The organism is Brevundimonas sp. NIBR10, from assembly GCF_027912515.1.
Classification (GTDB): Bacteria; Pseudomonadota; Alphaproteobacteria; order Caulobacterales; family Caulobacteraceae; genus Brevundimonas.
Map to the genome: position 1 here is coordinate 64,542 of NZ_CP115464.1, position 15,019 is coordinate 79,560.

Sequence of the window (15,019 nt, forward strand, 5' to 3'; positions counted from 1 at the left end):
CCGGGCTCAGCCGACCAGATATTGGCCGCCGTTCAGGCTCAGGGTACAGCCTGTGACATATCCGGCACGCTCCCCGGTCAGCCAGGACACCATGTCGGCGATCTCCTCGCCCTTGCCCAGGCGGCCGACGGGAATCTGGGCGATGATGGCGTCCAGCACCTTCTGGTCCATGGCCCCCACCATCTCGGTGTCGATATAGCCGGGCGCGATACAGTTGACGGTCACGCCTTTGCGAGCGTTTTCAAGCGCCAGCGCCTTGGTGAACCCGATCATCCCGGCCTTGGCGGCGGAATAGTTGGTCTGGCCCACCTGGCCCTTCTGGCCGTTGATCGAAGAGATGTTGACGATGCGGCCGAAGTTCCGGTCGCGCATGCCGGTGATCACCTGGCGTGTCATGTTGAACACGCTGTCCATATTGACGCGGATCACGTCGGACCACTGTTCCGAGCTCATCTTGTGGAAGAAGCCGTCGCGGGTGATGCCGGCGTTGTTGATCAGGACGTCGATGGGGCCCAGCTCGGCCTCGACGTCGGCCACGGCGCGGGCACAGTCCTCGAACGAGCCGACATTGCCCTTGACCACCATGACGCCCAGCTCGCGCGCCGTCGCCTCGGCCGCCTCGGTGTTGCCCGAGTACCCGGCCGCCACGGCCATGCCGTCTTCCTTCAGGCGTTGTACGATCGCCTTGCCGATGCCGCGCGTCCCGCCGGTCACCAGAGCCACTCGAGCCATATTGCGTTTTCCTGTCCTATGCCGGCGCGGTCTGACGCCCCGCCTGGTTCCTAAAAACCCTAGCCCACCGGACGTTGCGCCGAAAGCGGTGTTACGCAGGGTGATCGGGGTCTTCGGCCTCGTCCGGCCACGGGTTGATGCCGAGGTGCCGGGCTACGAAGAGCGTGGCCGCGTCGGTCCTGGCCCGGGCCTCCGCGTCATCGGGGCCACACCGCTGCTCACGCTCACCCAACCGGCGATAGCTCTCGGCCAGACCGGCGAGCGCCTTGGCCTCGGCCCACAACCGTCCCTTCATCGCCCGCCCGGACGCCAGCAGCGCCACCCGCGCCAGCACCCCCGCATCCCCCTCGTCGTCCCCCAGGTCGACCCCGACGAACAGCCGCGCCGCCACGGCCTCGGGCGCATTCCGCCGCGCCTCCTCCAGCTCGGCTTCGCGCGCCAGCGCCTGCCCGATCGCCTGCGCGTCGCCCCAGTCCCGCTTGGTCGATCCATGCCGGGTCGCGCGCTTCCTGATCGCATGCACCGACACCCGCCACTTCCGCGACAGAAACGGCGCCGTCGCCCCCTCCCGATACTCCTTCAGGATCAACGCCCAGGTCTCGTCCCCGAGACGATAGTGGGCGGGCCGGTCGACGGCGATGGAAGAGGCTGCGGTGGTCATGCGGGCAGCATAAGCCACCCCCGAACGCGGAGACTTCGCCCCGCCCGATGCCTTGACCCGTAAGGCGATGCGACCGGGATTGTCGTCAGGTCGAGGGGGATTGGCGAGCCGCCGAGGGTGCCTGGTCACGCCGACCCGCCCGTGCCACCTTCGCCTTCGGGAGACGCCGTGGCCGACGCAACGAAAACCGGAACCGACTGGGGCCCCGACGAGCTCGACGCCATCGTCGTCGACTATTTCGCCATGCTGGCCCTCGACGCCGCCGCCCAGCCCTTCGTCAAGGCCCACCGCGCCCGCGCCCTGATGGAGCGGACCGGCCGCAGCCACCGCTCGGTCGAGTTCAAGCACATGAACATCTCGGCCGTCGCCGCCGAACTGGGTCTGCCGACCGTGCGCGGCTATCGCCCCCTCGCCAACTACCAGGCCGCCATCTTCGACGCCATCGACCGTCACCTCACAACCCACCCGGAGGTGCTTCGCGACGACCATCTCCTCCCCGTCGCGCAGCGATGGGGAGGTGGAGCGTCGCCGCTTGGCGACGTGACGGAGGGGGCGACCCGGTCTGTCCGTGGAGTCTCCGAACCCGCCGCAACCTTTGACTCAGCGGGTAGGATTCGAACCCTCACCCTGACCGAGGCCCCTCCCCCCGGCCCGCCCCGCACCCCACGCCCGGAGGGCCTCGCCCGCCTCGTTCGTAAATACGATCCCGCCGCCCGCGACCATGCCAACCGCACGCTGGGCCGCCTCGGCGAGGAACAGGTCTTCCACCATGAACGCGCCCGCCTGATCGCCGCCGATCGCCCCGACCTCGCCCGCCGCATCGAATGGACCAGCCAGGAACGCGGCGACGGCGCGGGCTATGACATCCGCAGTTTCGACCCCACCGGCTCCGAGCGCCTGATCGAGGTCAAGGCCACCCGAGGCGGCCCCACTACCCCCTTCTGGCTGACCCGCACCGAGCGCGAGGTCTCCATGGAACGCCCCGATAACTGGCGTCTCTACCGCCTGCACGACTTGTCGGCCGCGCCGGGCCTGTTCGTCCTGCCCCCGCCGCTGGAAGCCTCGGTCACGCTGGAGGCCGAGAACTGGCGGGCAGCCTTCTGATCGGACGCGGCTCGAACCGGATCAAATCGTATTTCTCGGCAAACCACGTGACGAACTCAGCCGGCGTAGCCCCGTCGCGCCAATGTTGGTCCAGTTGCGCGTCATCGATCCCTGCATCCCCGACGCCGATGCACCAGTCCCGCTTCAACAGCCGATCCACGGCCTGACCCCAGCACGCCCGGTCCATCACGCCCCCTCGCCCGACGGGCCTTTCAACGCCTTCGCCTTGGCCCGTTCCAGCTGCCCTATGCTGGTCTCCGGAGTCGGCAGCTGTTCGGGCATGGTCCCGCCCAATTCCTCGATCGTGCGGCGAACCTTCCGGCCCACCGCATGATGGATGTCGTTCGCCTGCCCCTTGGTGCTGGCCCCGTCCCGCCTCAGCTTGTCCTCGGCCTGGGTGGCGCGGAACAGGTTCGCCGCCAGTTCGGTCGAGCCCATGTGATCCAGGATCTTCTGGCTCTTCTTCAGGCCCTTCAGCGCATGGATGTCGCGCATGGTCCGCCCGCCGTACAGGCCGCGATAGCCGTGATCCTGAAACACCGCATAGTCGAGGCCGGTCTCGACCCCGGCCTGTCGCGCAGCCGAGGCCAGCGCCGTATTGTGCTGCGCCATCTCGCGCCTCAGCATCAGCCGCCGCCCGTCCTCCGACAGCGCCCCGAACGCCGGATCGTCCGCGATTTCCTGCCGCCGTGTCTGGACCGCGAAATAGGTCTGGCCCGCCGCGATCACCGGCTTGGACGGATCGCCGTTCTGGACGATCAGGTAACAGGCATAGCGCGACAGCCGGACATCGGCGACCTCGCGCTGCGCGCCCGACCCCAGATCGACCATTCTGGTGACGTCACCGAAATGGTCCGCCTGATCGAGCCCCGCCGCCGATGCCGACACCCGCGCCTTCTCGATCACCGACAGGAAGTTCCGGTAGTCCTGATAGCCCAGCACCGGCGCCAGCTGCCGCGCCAGCCAATACTCCGCACCCTCGTCCTCATGACGGATCGACTCGAACGCGTTGCCATGCGGAAGGGCGATGTTGGTCATCGAGCGACTATCGCGGACACGGAACAGATTGGCAACATACCGTTCGTATGGGGCCTGAGTGCCTTATCGAGGTCAAGGCTGCGCGAGGCAGTCCGAACCCTCTACTCGTCCCGCGCCGAGCGCGGGGCCTCTCTGGAACAGTCCGCCGCCTGGCACCACTACCGCCTCCACGAATTATCAGACGCGCCAAGTCTATTCGTCCTGCCGCCGCCGCGGGAGACGTCGGTCACGCTGTAAGCGGAGACTTGGCAGGCGGGATTATGACGAGCCACCGGCCGACTTGATTGTAGAGCCGAGTCAAACCTAACCATAGGCTGATGGCAAGGGAGCACGGCGAATGGCGGATGTGACAGCGGCCTCCGCTCGCGAAGAGTGGTGGCAAACTTGGTGGCGCGCAGACTTTTCTTGGGAGGGCCTCAAATCGCGTCCAGCAAATGGCTGGTATGTCAGACCCGATGGCAAGATGACCCGCGACCCTAAGGATACTCCCAAAACACGTGCCGCAACTCTTCAAGACGTCTGGCGGTCAGAAGCGAAGCGTTTGGTGACAGCGCCCGATCTCAGTCAATGGACGGTCGCTCACGTGCCTCAGAAATGGGCTGATGGTTCTCCCGCAAAATCCAACTGGACCTCTGAGCAGAAGTCCTCAGTCGACATATCTCTCGCAGACGCGATCGCTCGATTCCCAAATGACGGGAGCGATCTGATACCGACGGTTCCAAGCAGCCTTGGTCAAAAGACGAGAACATCAAAACGCTTGGCAGGCATTCCACTCGACGGAATCATTCTAACGGATTTGCCGTCTGCCGTTCAAAGTCTCGCCCTCCTTAGAAGCGATTACTTCGGATTCTTGGGCGAGAAAGCTGCCGTCGTCGGTGCTCAGTCGGCGTTTCTCCGGTGGGCTTATTTTGAGACCACTTTCGCTATAGAGGGCAATCATAGAACTGGACAAATTATCGATCTAATGAGGCCTGTTTTTCAATCTGGATTTGTTGTTAGCAATAGCAAGCCAAGGTCAGTCATAGCACGGAATATTATTTCATTCGGCGCGATTGATTTAGATCTTGTAGACGCATTTGATCAGATTAATTTCCGTGGATCAAAAATCACGGGAGATGTATCTTTTGAAGATGTGAAGGCTAGAAAAATTGACTTAGCGAGCTGCGAAATTGATGGCGACTTTCGCATATCTGACGCGGAAGCAAATCTAGATGTTTCTCGGACAAAAGTTTCTAACAATATATACTTCACTGAACTTCTTTGCGCGTCTATAAGCGCTACAGAGATTCATGTTAAAGGATCGGCCGAATTCAGAGGAATTCGAGTTAGTGGGATAAGTGATTTTACCAAATCAGTATGGGATAAATCTGTCGATTTTGACGAGACTCGGTTCTGCCCCGTTCGATTTGATGACGCTGAGTTCGGGGGAAAGGCTAGCTTTAACCGAGCCCGCTTTGACGGACCTGTCAGCTTTGTTCGCGCTCATTTCCATCACGCATCGGACTTCAAAAGTACGACATGGCCTAAATCAATCGGCGACCAAGACGGGGCATTTCGAGAAGCGCATTTTGATAGCTTTGTTGACTTTCAGAACGCCAACTTTCGCGCTTTTTCTGCATTCAATGGCGCAACTTTCAAGAGCGAAATCCGCTTCGACCGCGACATTCTGCAGGGTTATGAGGTTGTGCGGGAGGCACTTCGATACGCGAAGGACGACAGTCAGAAAGTTGCATTGGAGCATGGCTTCAGATCACTCAAACAAGCTGCCGAGAGCGTGCGAGATAGAAATCTGGAGCAAGCGCTATTTCGCTATGAACTAATAGCCCGCCGAAGCCAGTCGACCACTAACCGAGGCGAAAAATTCCTGTCTTGGATTTATGGCTTCGTAGCAGCATACGGCTCTTCGTGCCGCCGCCCCCTGTTCGTAGCTCTCGCGGTTTGGGTAATTTTCGCGTCAGTATATTGCTGCATCGGCCTAGCTTTTGGAGCGCCTGTTCTCGATGGCGTTGCATTCCATGGCAGCACCGTTCATCCGATCGTGGCTGAATCACTGAGTCTGTCGGCTCGCTCAATGTTCAATCTGTTTGGAATCTGGAACGTTCGCCACTTGAACGAGGCTGATTCCACCGGCACTCAGCTTCGATTAGAAAATTTTCTACTACATGGAAACGCGTTGATCGGCTTGGTCACAAGATGCACTTCGTCCATACAGTCGGTAGTTTCTGGGATTCTGTTCTTCCTAGTTGTTCTTTCGGCGAGGAGAAAGTTTCAAATTAGCTAGATACTACCTGCCAATGGGGGCAGGCTTCCATGAGACCTACTTTAGCCAGCCTCAATCCTCGTCCATCTTCAGCGCCGCGATGAACGCCTCCTGCGGGATTTCGACCTTGCCGAACTGGCGCATCCGCTTCTTGCCGGCCTTCTGCTTCTCCAGCAGCTTCTTCTTGCGGGTCGCGTCGCCGCCGTAGCATTTGCTCGTCACGTCCTTCCTCAGCGCGCGCACGGTCTCGCGGGCGATGATCTTGCCGCCGATGGCGGCCTGGATCGGGATGACGAACATGTGGGGCGGGATCAACTCCTTCATCTTCTCGACCATGCCCCGGCCGCGCGTCTCGGCCCGGCCGCGGTGGACCAGCATGGACAGGGCGTCGACGGGCTCGGCGTTGACCAGGATGCTCATCTTGACCAGGTCGCCGACCTTGTAGTCGGTCAGCTCGTAATCGAAGCTGGCGTAGCCCTTGCTGATCGACTTCAGCCGGTCGTAGAAGTCGAACACCACCTCGTTCAGTGGCAGCTCATAGACCACGAGGGCGCGGGACCCGACGTAGGACAGCTCGACCTGTGACCCGCGCCGGTCCTGGCACAGCTTGATGACCCCGCCCAGATATTCGTCGGGCGTCAGGATGGTGGCCTTGATCCAGGGTTCGGCGATGGTCTCGATCTGCATCACGTCGGGCAGGTCGGCGGGGTTGTGCAGGTCGATCTCGCGCCCGTCCCTCAGGCCGATCTTGTAGACCACCGAGGGCGCCGTCGCGATCAGGTCGAGGTTGAACTCGCGGCTGAGACGCTCCTGGATGATCTCCAGATGCAGCAGGCCCAGGAAGCCGCAGCGGAAGCCGAAGCCGAGCGCCGCCGAGCTTTCCATCTCATAGGTGAAGGAGGCGTCGTTCAGCCTCAGGCGGCCGATGGCGGCGCGCAGGTCCTCGAAATCGGCGGCGTCGACCGGGAACAGGCCGCAGAAGACCACCGACTGGACCTGTTTGAAGCCTTTCAGCGCCTCGGCCGTGGGCTTCTTTTCATCGGTGATGGTGTCGCCGACGGCGGCGTGGGCCACCTCCTTGATCTGGGCGGTGATGAAGCCGACCTCGCCGGGGCCGAGTTGGTCCACCGGGGTGTTCTTGGGCAGAAAGACCCCGACCCGGTCGATCAGATGGGTCGAGCCGTTCTGCATCATCTTGACCCGCATCCCGGCCTTCAGGACGCCATCGAACACCCGAACCAGCACGACGACGCCCAGGTATGGGTCGTACCAGGCGTCGACCAGCAGCGCCTTCAGCGGCGCATCCGGATCGCCCTTGGGCGCCGGCAGCCGGGTGACGATCGCCTCCAGCACCTCCTCGATGCCGATGCCGGACTTGGCGCTGCACAGGACGGCGTCCGAGGCGTCGATCCCGATGACATCCTCGATCTGCTGACGGACCCGCTCGGGCTCCGCGGCGGGCAGGTCGATCTTGTTCAGGACCGGCACGATCTCGTGGTTGTTGTCGATGGCCTGGTAGACGTTGGCCAGGGTCTGGGCCTCTACGCCCTGACTGGCGTCCACGACCAGCAGGCTGCCCTCGCACGCCGCCAGCGACCGCGACACCTCGTACGCGAAGTCGACGTGCCCCGGCGTGTCCATCAGGTTGAGGACGTAATTCTCCCCGTCCCTGGCCCTGTAGTTCAGACGCACCGTCTGCGCCTTGATCGTGATCCCACGCTCCTTCTCGATCTCCATCGAATCAAGAACCTGGGCCGACATTTCGCGCGCGGTCAGCCCGCCCGTGAACTGAATCAGCCTGTCGGACAGCGTCGATTTGCCGTGGTCGATATGGGCAACGACCGAAAAGTTGCGGATTCGGGAAATGGGGGGCGTCGTCATGGTGCGGCGCGGTTAGCATGGGGCGCCCGCGAACGCCAACGCGGCCAGCCCCCGCGCGTCGAGACGGTCTGCCGCAGGTTACATCCCCGTAATGGCGACGCTGGGCGTTTGAGGCTGCCACGCGAACGCGCTAATGAGCGATGATGCTTCCGGCGCCGATGCGCCCCTAGACCCGCGCTCCCCCGCGTGGCCCGCGACAGGATGAACACCGTGGCGATCAACACCCTGACCCGGGCGGCCTTGCTGGCGACCGCGACCTTCGTACTGGCGTCGTGCGGCAGCGGAGAAGCGAAGAAGGCCGAGGAAAAGGCTGCGGCCGAAAAGGCTTCTGCCGGACAGACCGTGACCGTGGCGACCGCATCGGTGACCTCCCTGCCGCGCATCATCACCGCCTCGGGCAGCATCACGGCCTGGGAAGAGGTGCCGGTCGGCGCCGAGACCGGGGGGCTGACCGCCGTCGGCCTGTTCGTGGACGAGGGGTCCTATGTGCGTCAGGGTCAGGCCCTGGTGCAGATGAATGACGTCCTGCTGCGCGCCCAGCTGCGCCAGCAGCAGGCGTCGGTACAGACGGCCGAGGCCAATCTGGCGCGCGACGAGGCGGCGCTCGGCCGGTCGCAGGAACTGAAGGAGCGCGGCTTCCTCAGCCAGGCGTCGCTGGATACGGCGCTTGCCAACCAGCGCGCCTCGGCCGCCAACCTCGCCGCCTCCCGCGCCTCACTGTCGGAGACCCAGACCCGCCTGAATCAGGCCACCATCCGCGCGCCCGTGTCCGGCCTGATCGCCAGCCGCAGCGTGACGCGGGGCCAGATCATCCAGGCGGGGGCCGAGCTGTTCCGCATCGTCCGCGACGGCCGGCTCGAACTGGACGCCCAGGTGCCGGAGACGGAGCTCGGCCTCGTCCGCGCCGGTCAGTCTGCGACCATCTCGTCCGACCAGCTGGGTCAGGCGACCGGCCGCGTCCGCATCGTGACGCCCCAGGTCGATGCGACCAGCCGGCTGGGACTGGCGCGGATCGCGCTGTCCGGCACCAACGGCTTCAAGCCCGGTATGTTCGCCAAGGCCCAGATCGACGTCGGGGCCCAACCGACCATCACTGTGCCGACAGCCTCGGTCCTGTACCGCGAGAACCGCGCCGGGGTCTTCGTGCTGGGTGCCAACAACCAGGTCCGTTTCGCACCGGTCGAAGTCTTGTCACGCGGCGCAAGCCAGACCTCGGTCAACGGCCTTCAGGCCGGTGCGCGCGTAGTGGTCGACGGGGCCGGGTTTCTCGGTGACGGCGACCGCGTAACCGTCTCGGGCGCTCTGGTCACCACGCCTGCTCCGGCCGCGCGCTAGGACCGACCATGAAGAACATCTCCTCCTGGTCGATCAAGAATCCGATCCCGATCATCCTGCTGTTCACCCTGCTGACGATCGCGGGGGTGCTCAGCTTCATGAGCATGCGGATCAACAACAATCCGGACATCGATTTTCCGCTGGTCAACGTCTACGCCGGGCGGCCCGGCGCAGCCCCCAGCGAGATGGAGATCCAGGTCACCCGACTGATCGAGGACTCGCTGGCCGGCCTGTCGGGCGTGCGCCACATCAACTCCCAGATCACGGACGGCTCCTCGTCCACGACGATCGAGTTTGAACTCGGCACCGATACCGAACGCGCGACGAACGACGTCCGCAATGCCATGAGCGGCCTGCGCGCCGACCTGCCGCAGGATATGCAGGAGCCGTCGGTTCAGCGCATCGACATCACCGGCGACGCCCTGATCACCTGGGTCGTGTCGTCCTCGACCATGACGCCGGAAGAGATCAGCTGGTTCGTGGACAACGAGGTCAGCCGGACGTTGCTGGCCATCAAGGGGGTGGGCGAGGTCAATCGCGGGGGCGGCGTGGACCGCGAGATCGCGGTCGAGCTGGATCCCGACCGGCTGGCCTCCTACGGGCTGACGGCGGCGGCGGTCAGCCAGGCCCTGACCAGCGTCAACGCAGATCAGCCCGGCGGACGCGTCACCATTTCCGGCTCAGAGCGGTCGATCCGCACCCTGGGCGCCGCGACATCGATCGACGCCCTGCGCGAGACCCTGATCCCCCTGTCCGGCGGCCGTCAGGTGCGGCTGGGCGACCTCGGCCGGGTCGAGGATCACTGGTCCGAACCGCGTCGTCTGGCGCGCTACAACGGCCAGGAAGCCATCACCTTCAACTTCCTGCGTTCGCGAACCGCATCCGAGGTCCGGATCGCCGAAAAGGTCCGCGAAGCCGTCGCCGAGATCGACGAGAGCCACCCGGAGCTGACGATCCGCCAGGTCAACGCCAGCGTCGAACAGATCGAGGAAAGCTACATCGCCTCGCTTGAGGCTCTGCTGCTGGGTGCCGTGCTGGCGGTGATCGTGGTCTTCATCTTCCTGCGTGACTGGAGGGCGACCTTCATCACCGCCATGGCCATGCCTCTGTCGCTGATCCCGGCCTTCGCGGTCCTGGGGCCGATGGGACAGTCGCTGAACGTGGTCAGCCTGCTGGCCCTTTCTCTGACCATCGGCATCCTGGTCGATGACGCCATCGTCGAGATCGAGAACATCGTGCGCCACATGCGCGACGGCAAGCCACCCTACGACGCCTCCATGGAAGCGGCCGACGAGATCGGCCTGGCCGTCGTGGCCACCACGGCGACGATCATCGCGGTCTTTGCGCCCGTCGGCTTCATGCCCGGCATCATCGGCCAGTTCTTCAAGGCATTCGCCCTTGCCGCCTGCGTGTCCGTGGCCTTCTCGCTGGTCGTGGCGCGAACGCTGACCCCGCTGATGGCCGCATACCTCCTCAAGCATCACAAGCATGACGACGCCGATCCGTTTTGGATGTCAGGCTATCTGAAGGCCCTGGGGTGGAGCCTGAGGAATCGCTGGAAGGTCTTCGCCATGGGCACGGCGCTGTTTGTCGGCTGCGGATTCCTGGCCACCAGGGTACCGTTCGAATTCTCTCCCGGCGGCGACGTCGGCCGGGCCGGGTTTTCGGTCGAACTGCCGCCGGGTGCAACGCTGGCCCAGACCGACGCGATCGTACAGCGCATAACCCGGGACCTCCGCGCCCGGCCTGAGGTGACGTCGGTCTATGCCTCCGTCGGCGGCCAGGAGGTCAACCAGGCCAACGTCTTCGCCGACCTCGTCAACAAGGGCGACCGCGACCTGAGCCAGCAGGAATTCGCTCGCGCCATGGTCGACGGCTGGAAACCCATTCCCGGTGCCCGTATCGGTGCCGGCGTCGCCCAGCAGGGCGGGGGCCCCAGCGACGGCACCTCCTATCAGTTCGCGATTCTCAGCGACGACGGCGCCGCCCTGACCGCAGCCGCCCGCAAGGTCGAGGCGGAGATGCGGACCGTTCCGGGCCTGGCCAATGTCGTCAACACGGCCTCAATCGCCCGGCCGGAGATCCTGGTCACGCCGCGCCCGGATCAAGCCGCCCTGATGGGTGTATCGACCAGCGCCATCTCCCAGGCCGTCCGCGTCGCCACGATCGGCGACGTCGATCAGAACCTGCCCAAATACAATCTGGGCGACCGTCAGGTGCCGATCCGGCTGAGACTGACCCGTGACGCCCGAGAGGACCTGTCCGTCATCGAGAACCTTCAGGTGCCGACGTCCAGCGGGACGGCCGTGCCGTTGAGCGCCGTCGCCGACATTCGCTTCGGCGCCGGGCCCTCCCAGATCCTGCGCCAGGACCGGAGTCGCGTCGCCACGATCTCTGCCGAACTTGACGGCATCCGCAGCGGCGAGGCGGGTGTGGCGGTCAACCAGCTGCCCTCGGTAAAGAACCTCCCCGCCGGCGTGCGCCAGGTGCCGGCAGGCGATCAGGAGTTCATCCAGGAAATGATCACCGGTTTCGCGATCGCCTTCGGCACCGGCATCCTGCTGATGTACGCCGTCCTGGTCCTGCTGTTCAAAAGCTTCGCCTCTCCGATCACCATCATGGCCTCCTTGCCCCTGGCCATCGGCGGGGCCTTCGTCGCCCTGGTGATCGGCGGTTCGAGCTTCTCGATCTCGTCCCTGATCGGCATCCTGATGCTGATGGGGATCGCGGCCAAGAACTCCATCCTGCTGGTCGACTACATCATCATCGCCGAGCAGGAGGGCCAGAGCCGGCTCGAGGCCATCGTGGACGCCGCTCACAAGCGGGCGCGACCGATCCTGATGACCACCTTCGCCATGGGTGCCGGGATGATCCCGGTCGCCGTGGGATGGGGTGCCGACGTCGAGTTCCGCCAGCCCATGGCCATCGCCGTCGTGGGTGGGCTGATCTCGTCCACCTTCCTCTCCCTGTTGTTCATCCCTCCGATCTTCACCATCGTGGACGACGTCAGCGGCTGGGCCAGACGTCGGCTGGGCAAGACCTTCGCCAGTCAACGCGAGGTCGCGCCGGGGTCCAGGGCGGCGGAAGCTCCGGCGGAATAGTCGCGATCCGGCGGTCAGGCCCATGCTCGGCCGCCTTGCGACTTGAACCCCGGCCCGCCCGTCTATATAGCGGCGCCTCGCGCGCGGTTAAGCGCATGACATTGGGTCGTGGCTGGGTAGCTCAGCTGGTTAGAGCGGTGGATTCATAACCCACAGGTCGGCGGTTCGAGCCCGCCTCCAGCCACCACCCAATGTCATGTTTCGCCTTGTTAACGCAGGGAAATCGGCCGCTCCGCTTTGTTCTCGCGGGCGACCCGCCTGGGACCAACCGGGAACGGTTGGGGCGGTTCGGGACTAAGTATCCCGGAATAGTCCCGAACCCCGGATGCGCAAAAGCCCGCCAGGTGTGACCTGACGGGCTTGCGATCCAGCTAGCAGATTGGTGTCGGGACAAAAATCGGCGCGCCCCTGCCGCCTTCGCTAGATCCACGCCGGCGAACTTAGTCCCTACCAAATCTGGTGATCGCTGATATGGCGAGGGAATGGGTAAGAACGAAGTTATTGTCGGCGGGGCAGGAGCCTTCGTGGGCGTCGGTGGCGGCGCTGTGATGACGCTTGGCCCAGAAATCTTCGAAAGCCTGAAGCCTCAATTCTTTTGGGGCGGAGCAGGACTTGTAGGCATCGGACTGCTTATGTTCGTGGCAGCGTTCGTCGTGAGCGCGGTCAGGCAGAAACAGCCCATGGCGAATTTTCGAAACAACAGCTTTATCCGTTGCAAGAACTTTGGCGGCGGCCCCGGTTCATCCCTGTTTCACTCCACGGGCGATGTCGAGGGGCTGCTGTTTGAGGATAACCAGACAGATGCCACCCATCTCGCCAAGATCGATGGGAACAGCAAGAACCTGACGTTTAGGCGAAACGTCCACAAGGTCGGACCAATGTCATCGGGCCACGCAGCTAAAGCGCTGGCGGCCGAGCGCGAGTTCACCAGAGAGAATTTCGTTAGGCTGGTGGCTTGCATACCGAAGGCCACGCCGGTCCTTATGATCTTCGACCAAACATCGCCCGGCGCAGAAGCCCTCTGTGGGCAAATCTATCGAGCCCTCAAAGACCAAGGCTATGACGTAAAGGAGCCCATCAACAAGGCCGGAGGCCCGGCCGGGGTGACCGTCGATGCCCGTACCAACCCAGCGACGGTATGGGTTGGCCCATAACAGCGGCGCTAATCGCCTAAACATCTCGAAGCGCTAGAAAAGGCCGGGTTGCGTCGCCGCCGGCGCGAGGTCCACGCCCCTGCCGATCAACAGCTCCGCCGCCTTCACCCCCTCCCCGCCGGCGATCGTATAGGTCGTCGAGACGGCCTCGATGTCGGCCCAGGCGAAGATCTCGCGCAGCTCCGGCCGGTCGTTGATCGACAGCAGGAACTTCCCCTCGGCCGAGCGGAGCTTGTCGGCCATGCGCTGGAAGTCGCCCTGGATGAAGACGCCGGCACCATAGTCGTCTTCGCTGCCCCAGTAGGGCGGATCCAGGTAGAACAGCGTGCCTGGCCGGTCGTAACGGCTGATGAAGGCCAGCCAGTCCAGGTTCTCGATCACGACGCCCGCCAGGCGCGTGTGCAGCCGTTCGATCCGTTTCTCGATCCGGGCCAGGTCGAAGTTGTGCGGAGCCCGGGCGTCGACGCCGAACGATTGGCCCGTCGCCTTGCCGCCAAAGGCCAGGGTCTGGAGATAGAGGAAGCGCGCGGCGCGCTCGATGTCGAGCAGGTCGATCGGCCGCGTCTCGAGGAGGCGGTCGAACTCAGACCGGATCGCCGGCCGCCAGCGCAGCTCGCGGATCAGGGCCTCGGGGAACCGCTGGAGCACCCGGAACAGGGTGACCACGTCGCCGGAGATATCGTTCATCACCTCGAGCGGCGGCCGGACACGCCGGCGTAGGAAGACCCCGCCCATGCCGATGAACGGCTCGGCATAGGCGTCGTGGGCCGTGGCGGCCAGGGCAGCACAGATGCGCCGGGCCAGTCGCCGCTTGCCGCCGATCCAAGCGGCGGGCGGGTCACAGTCACCCACAGGCGACTGTGTAACGATGAGAACATTACGTGAACTTTTCATTGCGGGCAGACCTCTCGCACGGTTAGGAGTCGCACCGCTCACGTGAGCGGGGGCGGCGACCGGCCGGGCGGCCGATCGGTCCTGTCGTGCGAGGGTCTGCTCGCAGATCGGCGCGCTGCAACGCGCCGATCCCGCCCCGGACGTGGGGCATGGGATGAAGGTGAAGGAATGAGCCAGCCGCTGCTTGTCGATCGACGCGTGTCGCAGTCCGTACCGGAGGCCCGGTTCGTGATGCTCTGCACGCGACCGGGGTGCGACGGCTGGAAGTCGCTCGGGCGTCAGTACCTGCTGGACAGGATGGGTGACATCGTCCCCTCGACCCTGAACGGGCGGCTGCGATGCACGGCCCCAACAGGATCAGGCCACAGGCCCTGTGGCTTCCCGATGCGCGCCGACGTCGAGTTCTGGACAGGGCCGCGCGACCCCGATCGCGTCCGTCGATCCGTGCCCGGCCATGGGGCGTAAGAACCTCGACCGGTACAGTATCGCGGACTGGCGCGCCGCCTGCCCGACCGTCGCTTCGATTCGTCGGGCGCGCTGGACAGTCACGGCGGTCTGCGCCGTCTGTGATCTGGAGATCATCGCCAACCTGGACGCCATCATCGCCGCCAAGGGCTCGGACTATCGGCTGTGGGGTGCCTCGGCAGCCTGCAGGCGGCGATGGTGCGAAGGCAAGGCGGCCTTCTTCGTCAAGCCGCCCGGCGCGACGGTGGAGTTCCGGATGACCGACGAACGGGAGCCGAGCTGAGGGTCATCCTCAAATGAAAAGGGCCGCCGTCCCTTCGCGGGGACGGCGGCCTCGGATCGGAGCGGCGCATATTGCCGGGCCACCGCTCGCATCAGCCGGCTCTGGCTGGTC

Annotated in this window: 12 protein-coding genes and 1 tRNA gene; 8 read left to right on the top strand and 5 right to left on the bottom strand. The window is 64.4% G+C overall.

Annotated features, from left to right (window positions below):
• Positions 1-6 precede the first annotated feature (6 nt).
• Both phbB and O5K39_RS00335 read right to left on the bottom strand, forming a co-directional pair.
• Positions 7-732 (bottom strand): acetoacetyl-CoA reductase, encoded by a 726-nt coding sequence (phbB, locus tag O5K39_RS00330; RefSeq protein WP_271145318.1) that lies wholly within the window; start codon positions 730-732, stop codon positions 7-9.
• A gap of 91 nt (positions 733-823) precedes the next feature.
• Positions 824-1,393: a hypothetical protein gene (locus O5K39_RS00335; protein ID WP_271145319.1), complete on the bottom strand. Its 570-nt coding sequence runs from the start codon at positions 1,391-1,393 to the stop codon at positions 824-826.
• Between the two features lie 168 nt (positions 1,394-1,561).
• On the opposite strand from O5K39_RS00335, the gene O5K39_RS00340 reads away from it, so the two are divergent.
• Positions 1,562-2,497 (top strand): DUF3883 domain-containing protein, encoded by a 936-nt coding sequence (locus O5K39_RS00340; protein ID WP_271145320.1) that lies wholly within the window; start codon positions 1,562-1,564, stop codon positions 2,495-2,497.
• 186 nt (positions 2,498-2,683) lie between these two features.
• Here O5K39_RS00340 and dinD read toward each other — a convergent pair whose 3' ends face one another.
• Positions 2,684-3,535 (bottom strand): DNA damage-inducible protein D, encoded by an 852-nt coding sequence (dinD, locus tag O5K39_RS00345; RefSeq protein ID WP_271145321.1) that lies wholly within the window; start codon positions 3,533-3,535, stop codon positions 2,684-2,686.
• A 337-nt stretch (positions 3,536-3,872) separates the two neighbouring features.
• Between dinD and O5K39_RS00350 the strand changes: the two genes are divergently transcribed.
• Positions 3,873-5,816, top strand: a complete 1,944-nt coding sequence (locus O5K39_RS00350) for a pentapeptide repeat-containing protein (protein WP_271145322.1) — start codon at positions 3,873-3,875, stop codon at positions 5,814-5,816.
• Between the two features lie 51 nt (positions 5,817-5,867).
• On the opposite strand, the gene lepA is transcribed toward O5K39_RS00350, so the two are convergent.
• Entirely contained in the window at positions 5,868-7,676 is a 1,809-nt protein-coding gene (gene lepA, locus O5K39_RS00355; protein ID WP_271145323.1) for a translation elongation factor 4, read from the bottom strand.
• Positions 7,677-7,886: 210 nt separating this feature from the next.
• Here lepA and O5K39_RS00360 point away from each other — a divergent pair, with 210 nt between their 5' ends.
• From O5K39_RS00360 to O5K39_RS00375, 4 genes are all read left to right on the top strand, one after another.
• Positions 7,887-9,011: an efflux RND transporter periplasmic adaptor subunit gene (locus O5K39_RS00360; RefSeq protein ID WP_271145324.1), complete on the top strand. Its 1,125-nt coding sequence runs from the start codon at positions 7,887-7,889 to the stop codon at positions 9,009-9,011.
• Positions 9,012-9,019: 8 nt separating this feature from the next.
• Complete coding sequence (locus O5K39_RS00365; RefSeq protein ID WP_271145325.1) at positions 9,020-12,112, top strand: efflux RND transporter permease subunit; 3,093 nt, start codon at positions 9,020-9,022, stop codon at positions 12,110-12,112.
• 110 nt (positions 12,113-12,222) lie between these two features.
• Positions 12,223-12,299: transfer RNA gene (locus O5K39_RS00370), tRNA-Met, on the top strand.
• Between the two features lie 295 nt (positions 12,300-12,594).
• Positions 12,595-13,266 (top strand): hypothetical protein, encoded by a 672-nt coding sequence (locus tag O5K39_RS00375; RefSeq protein WP_271145326.1) that lies wholly within the window; start codon positions 12,595-12,597, stop codon positions 13,264-13,266.
• Positions 13,267-13,299: 33 nt separating this feature from the next.
• On the opposite strand, the gene O5K39_RS00380 is transcribed toward O5K39_RS00375, so the two are convergent.
• A complete protein-coding gene (locus tag O5K39_RS00380) occupies positions 13,300-14,118 on the bottom strand; it encodes a DNA adenine methylase (RefSeq protein ID WP_271145327.1) in 819 nt (272 codons plus the stop codon).
• Positions 14,119-14,328: 210 nt separating this feature from the next.
• Here O5K39_RS00380 and O5K39_RS00385 point away from each other — a divergent pair, with 210 nt between their 5' ends.
• Positions 14,329-14,625 (top strand): hypothetical protein, encoded by a 297-nt coding sequence (locus tag O5K39_RS00385; RefSeq protein ID WP_271145328.1) that lies wholly within the window; start codon positions 14,329-14,331, stop codon positions 14,623-14,625.
• Positions 14,615-14,908 carry a hypothetical protein gene (locus O5K39_RS00390; protein ID WP_271145329.1) on the top strand — a complete coding sequence of 98 codons (294 nt, stop codon included), beginning with the start codon at positions 14,615-14,617 and terminating at the stop codon, positions 14,906-14,908. The genes O5K39_RS00385 and O5K39_RS00390 overlap by 11 nt, the downstream gene beginning before the upstream one ends.
• Positions 14,909-15,019: the final 111 nt, after the last annotated feature.

Excerpts from the sequence above, each read along its gene's own strand:
- phbB (WP_271145318.1), bottom strand. The coding sequence starts at position 732 with ATGGCTCGAGTGGCTCTGGTGACCGGCGGGACGCGCGGCATCGGCAAG.
- O5K39_RS00335 (WP_271145319.1), bottom strand. The coding sequence starts at position 1,393 with ATGACCACCGCAGCCTCTTCCATCGCCGTCGACCGGCCCGCCCACTAT.
- dinD (WP_271145321.1), bottom strand. The coding sequence starts at position 3,535 with ATGACCAACATCGCCCTTCCGCATGGCAACGCGTTCGAGTCGATCCGT.
- O5K39_RS00350 (WP_271145322.1), top strand. The coding sequence starts at position 3,873 with ATGGCGGATGTGACAGCGGCCTCCGCTCGCGAAGAGTGGTGGCAAACT.
- lepA (WP_271145323.1), bottom strand. The coding sequence starts at position 7,676 with ATGACGACGCCCCCCATTTCCCGAATCCGCAACTTTTCGGTCGTTGCC.
- O5K39_RS00365 (WP_271145325.1), top strand. The coding sequence starts at position 9,020 with ATGAAGAACATCTCCTCCTGGTCGATCAAGAATCCGATCCCGATCATC.
- O5K39_RS00375 (WP_271145326.1), top strand. The coding sequence starts at position 12,595 with ATGGGTAAGAACGAAGTTATTGTCGGCGGGGCAGGAGCCTTCGTGGGC.
- O5K39_RS00385 (WP_271145328.1), top strand. The coding sequence starts at position 14,329 with ATGAGCCAGCCGCTGCTTGTCGATCGACGCGTGTCGCAGTCCGTACCG.
- O5K39_RS00390 (WP_271145329.1), top strand. The coding sequence starts at position 14,615 with ATGGGGCGTAAGAACCTCGACCGGTACAGTATCGCGGACTGGCGCGCC.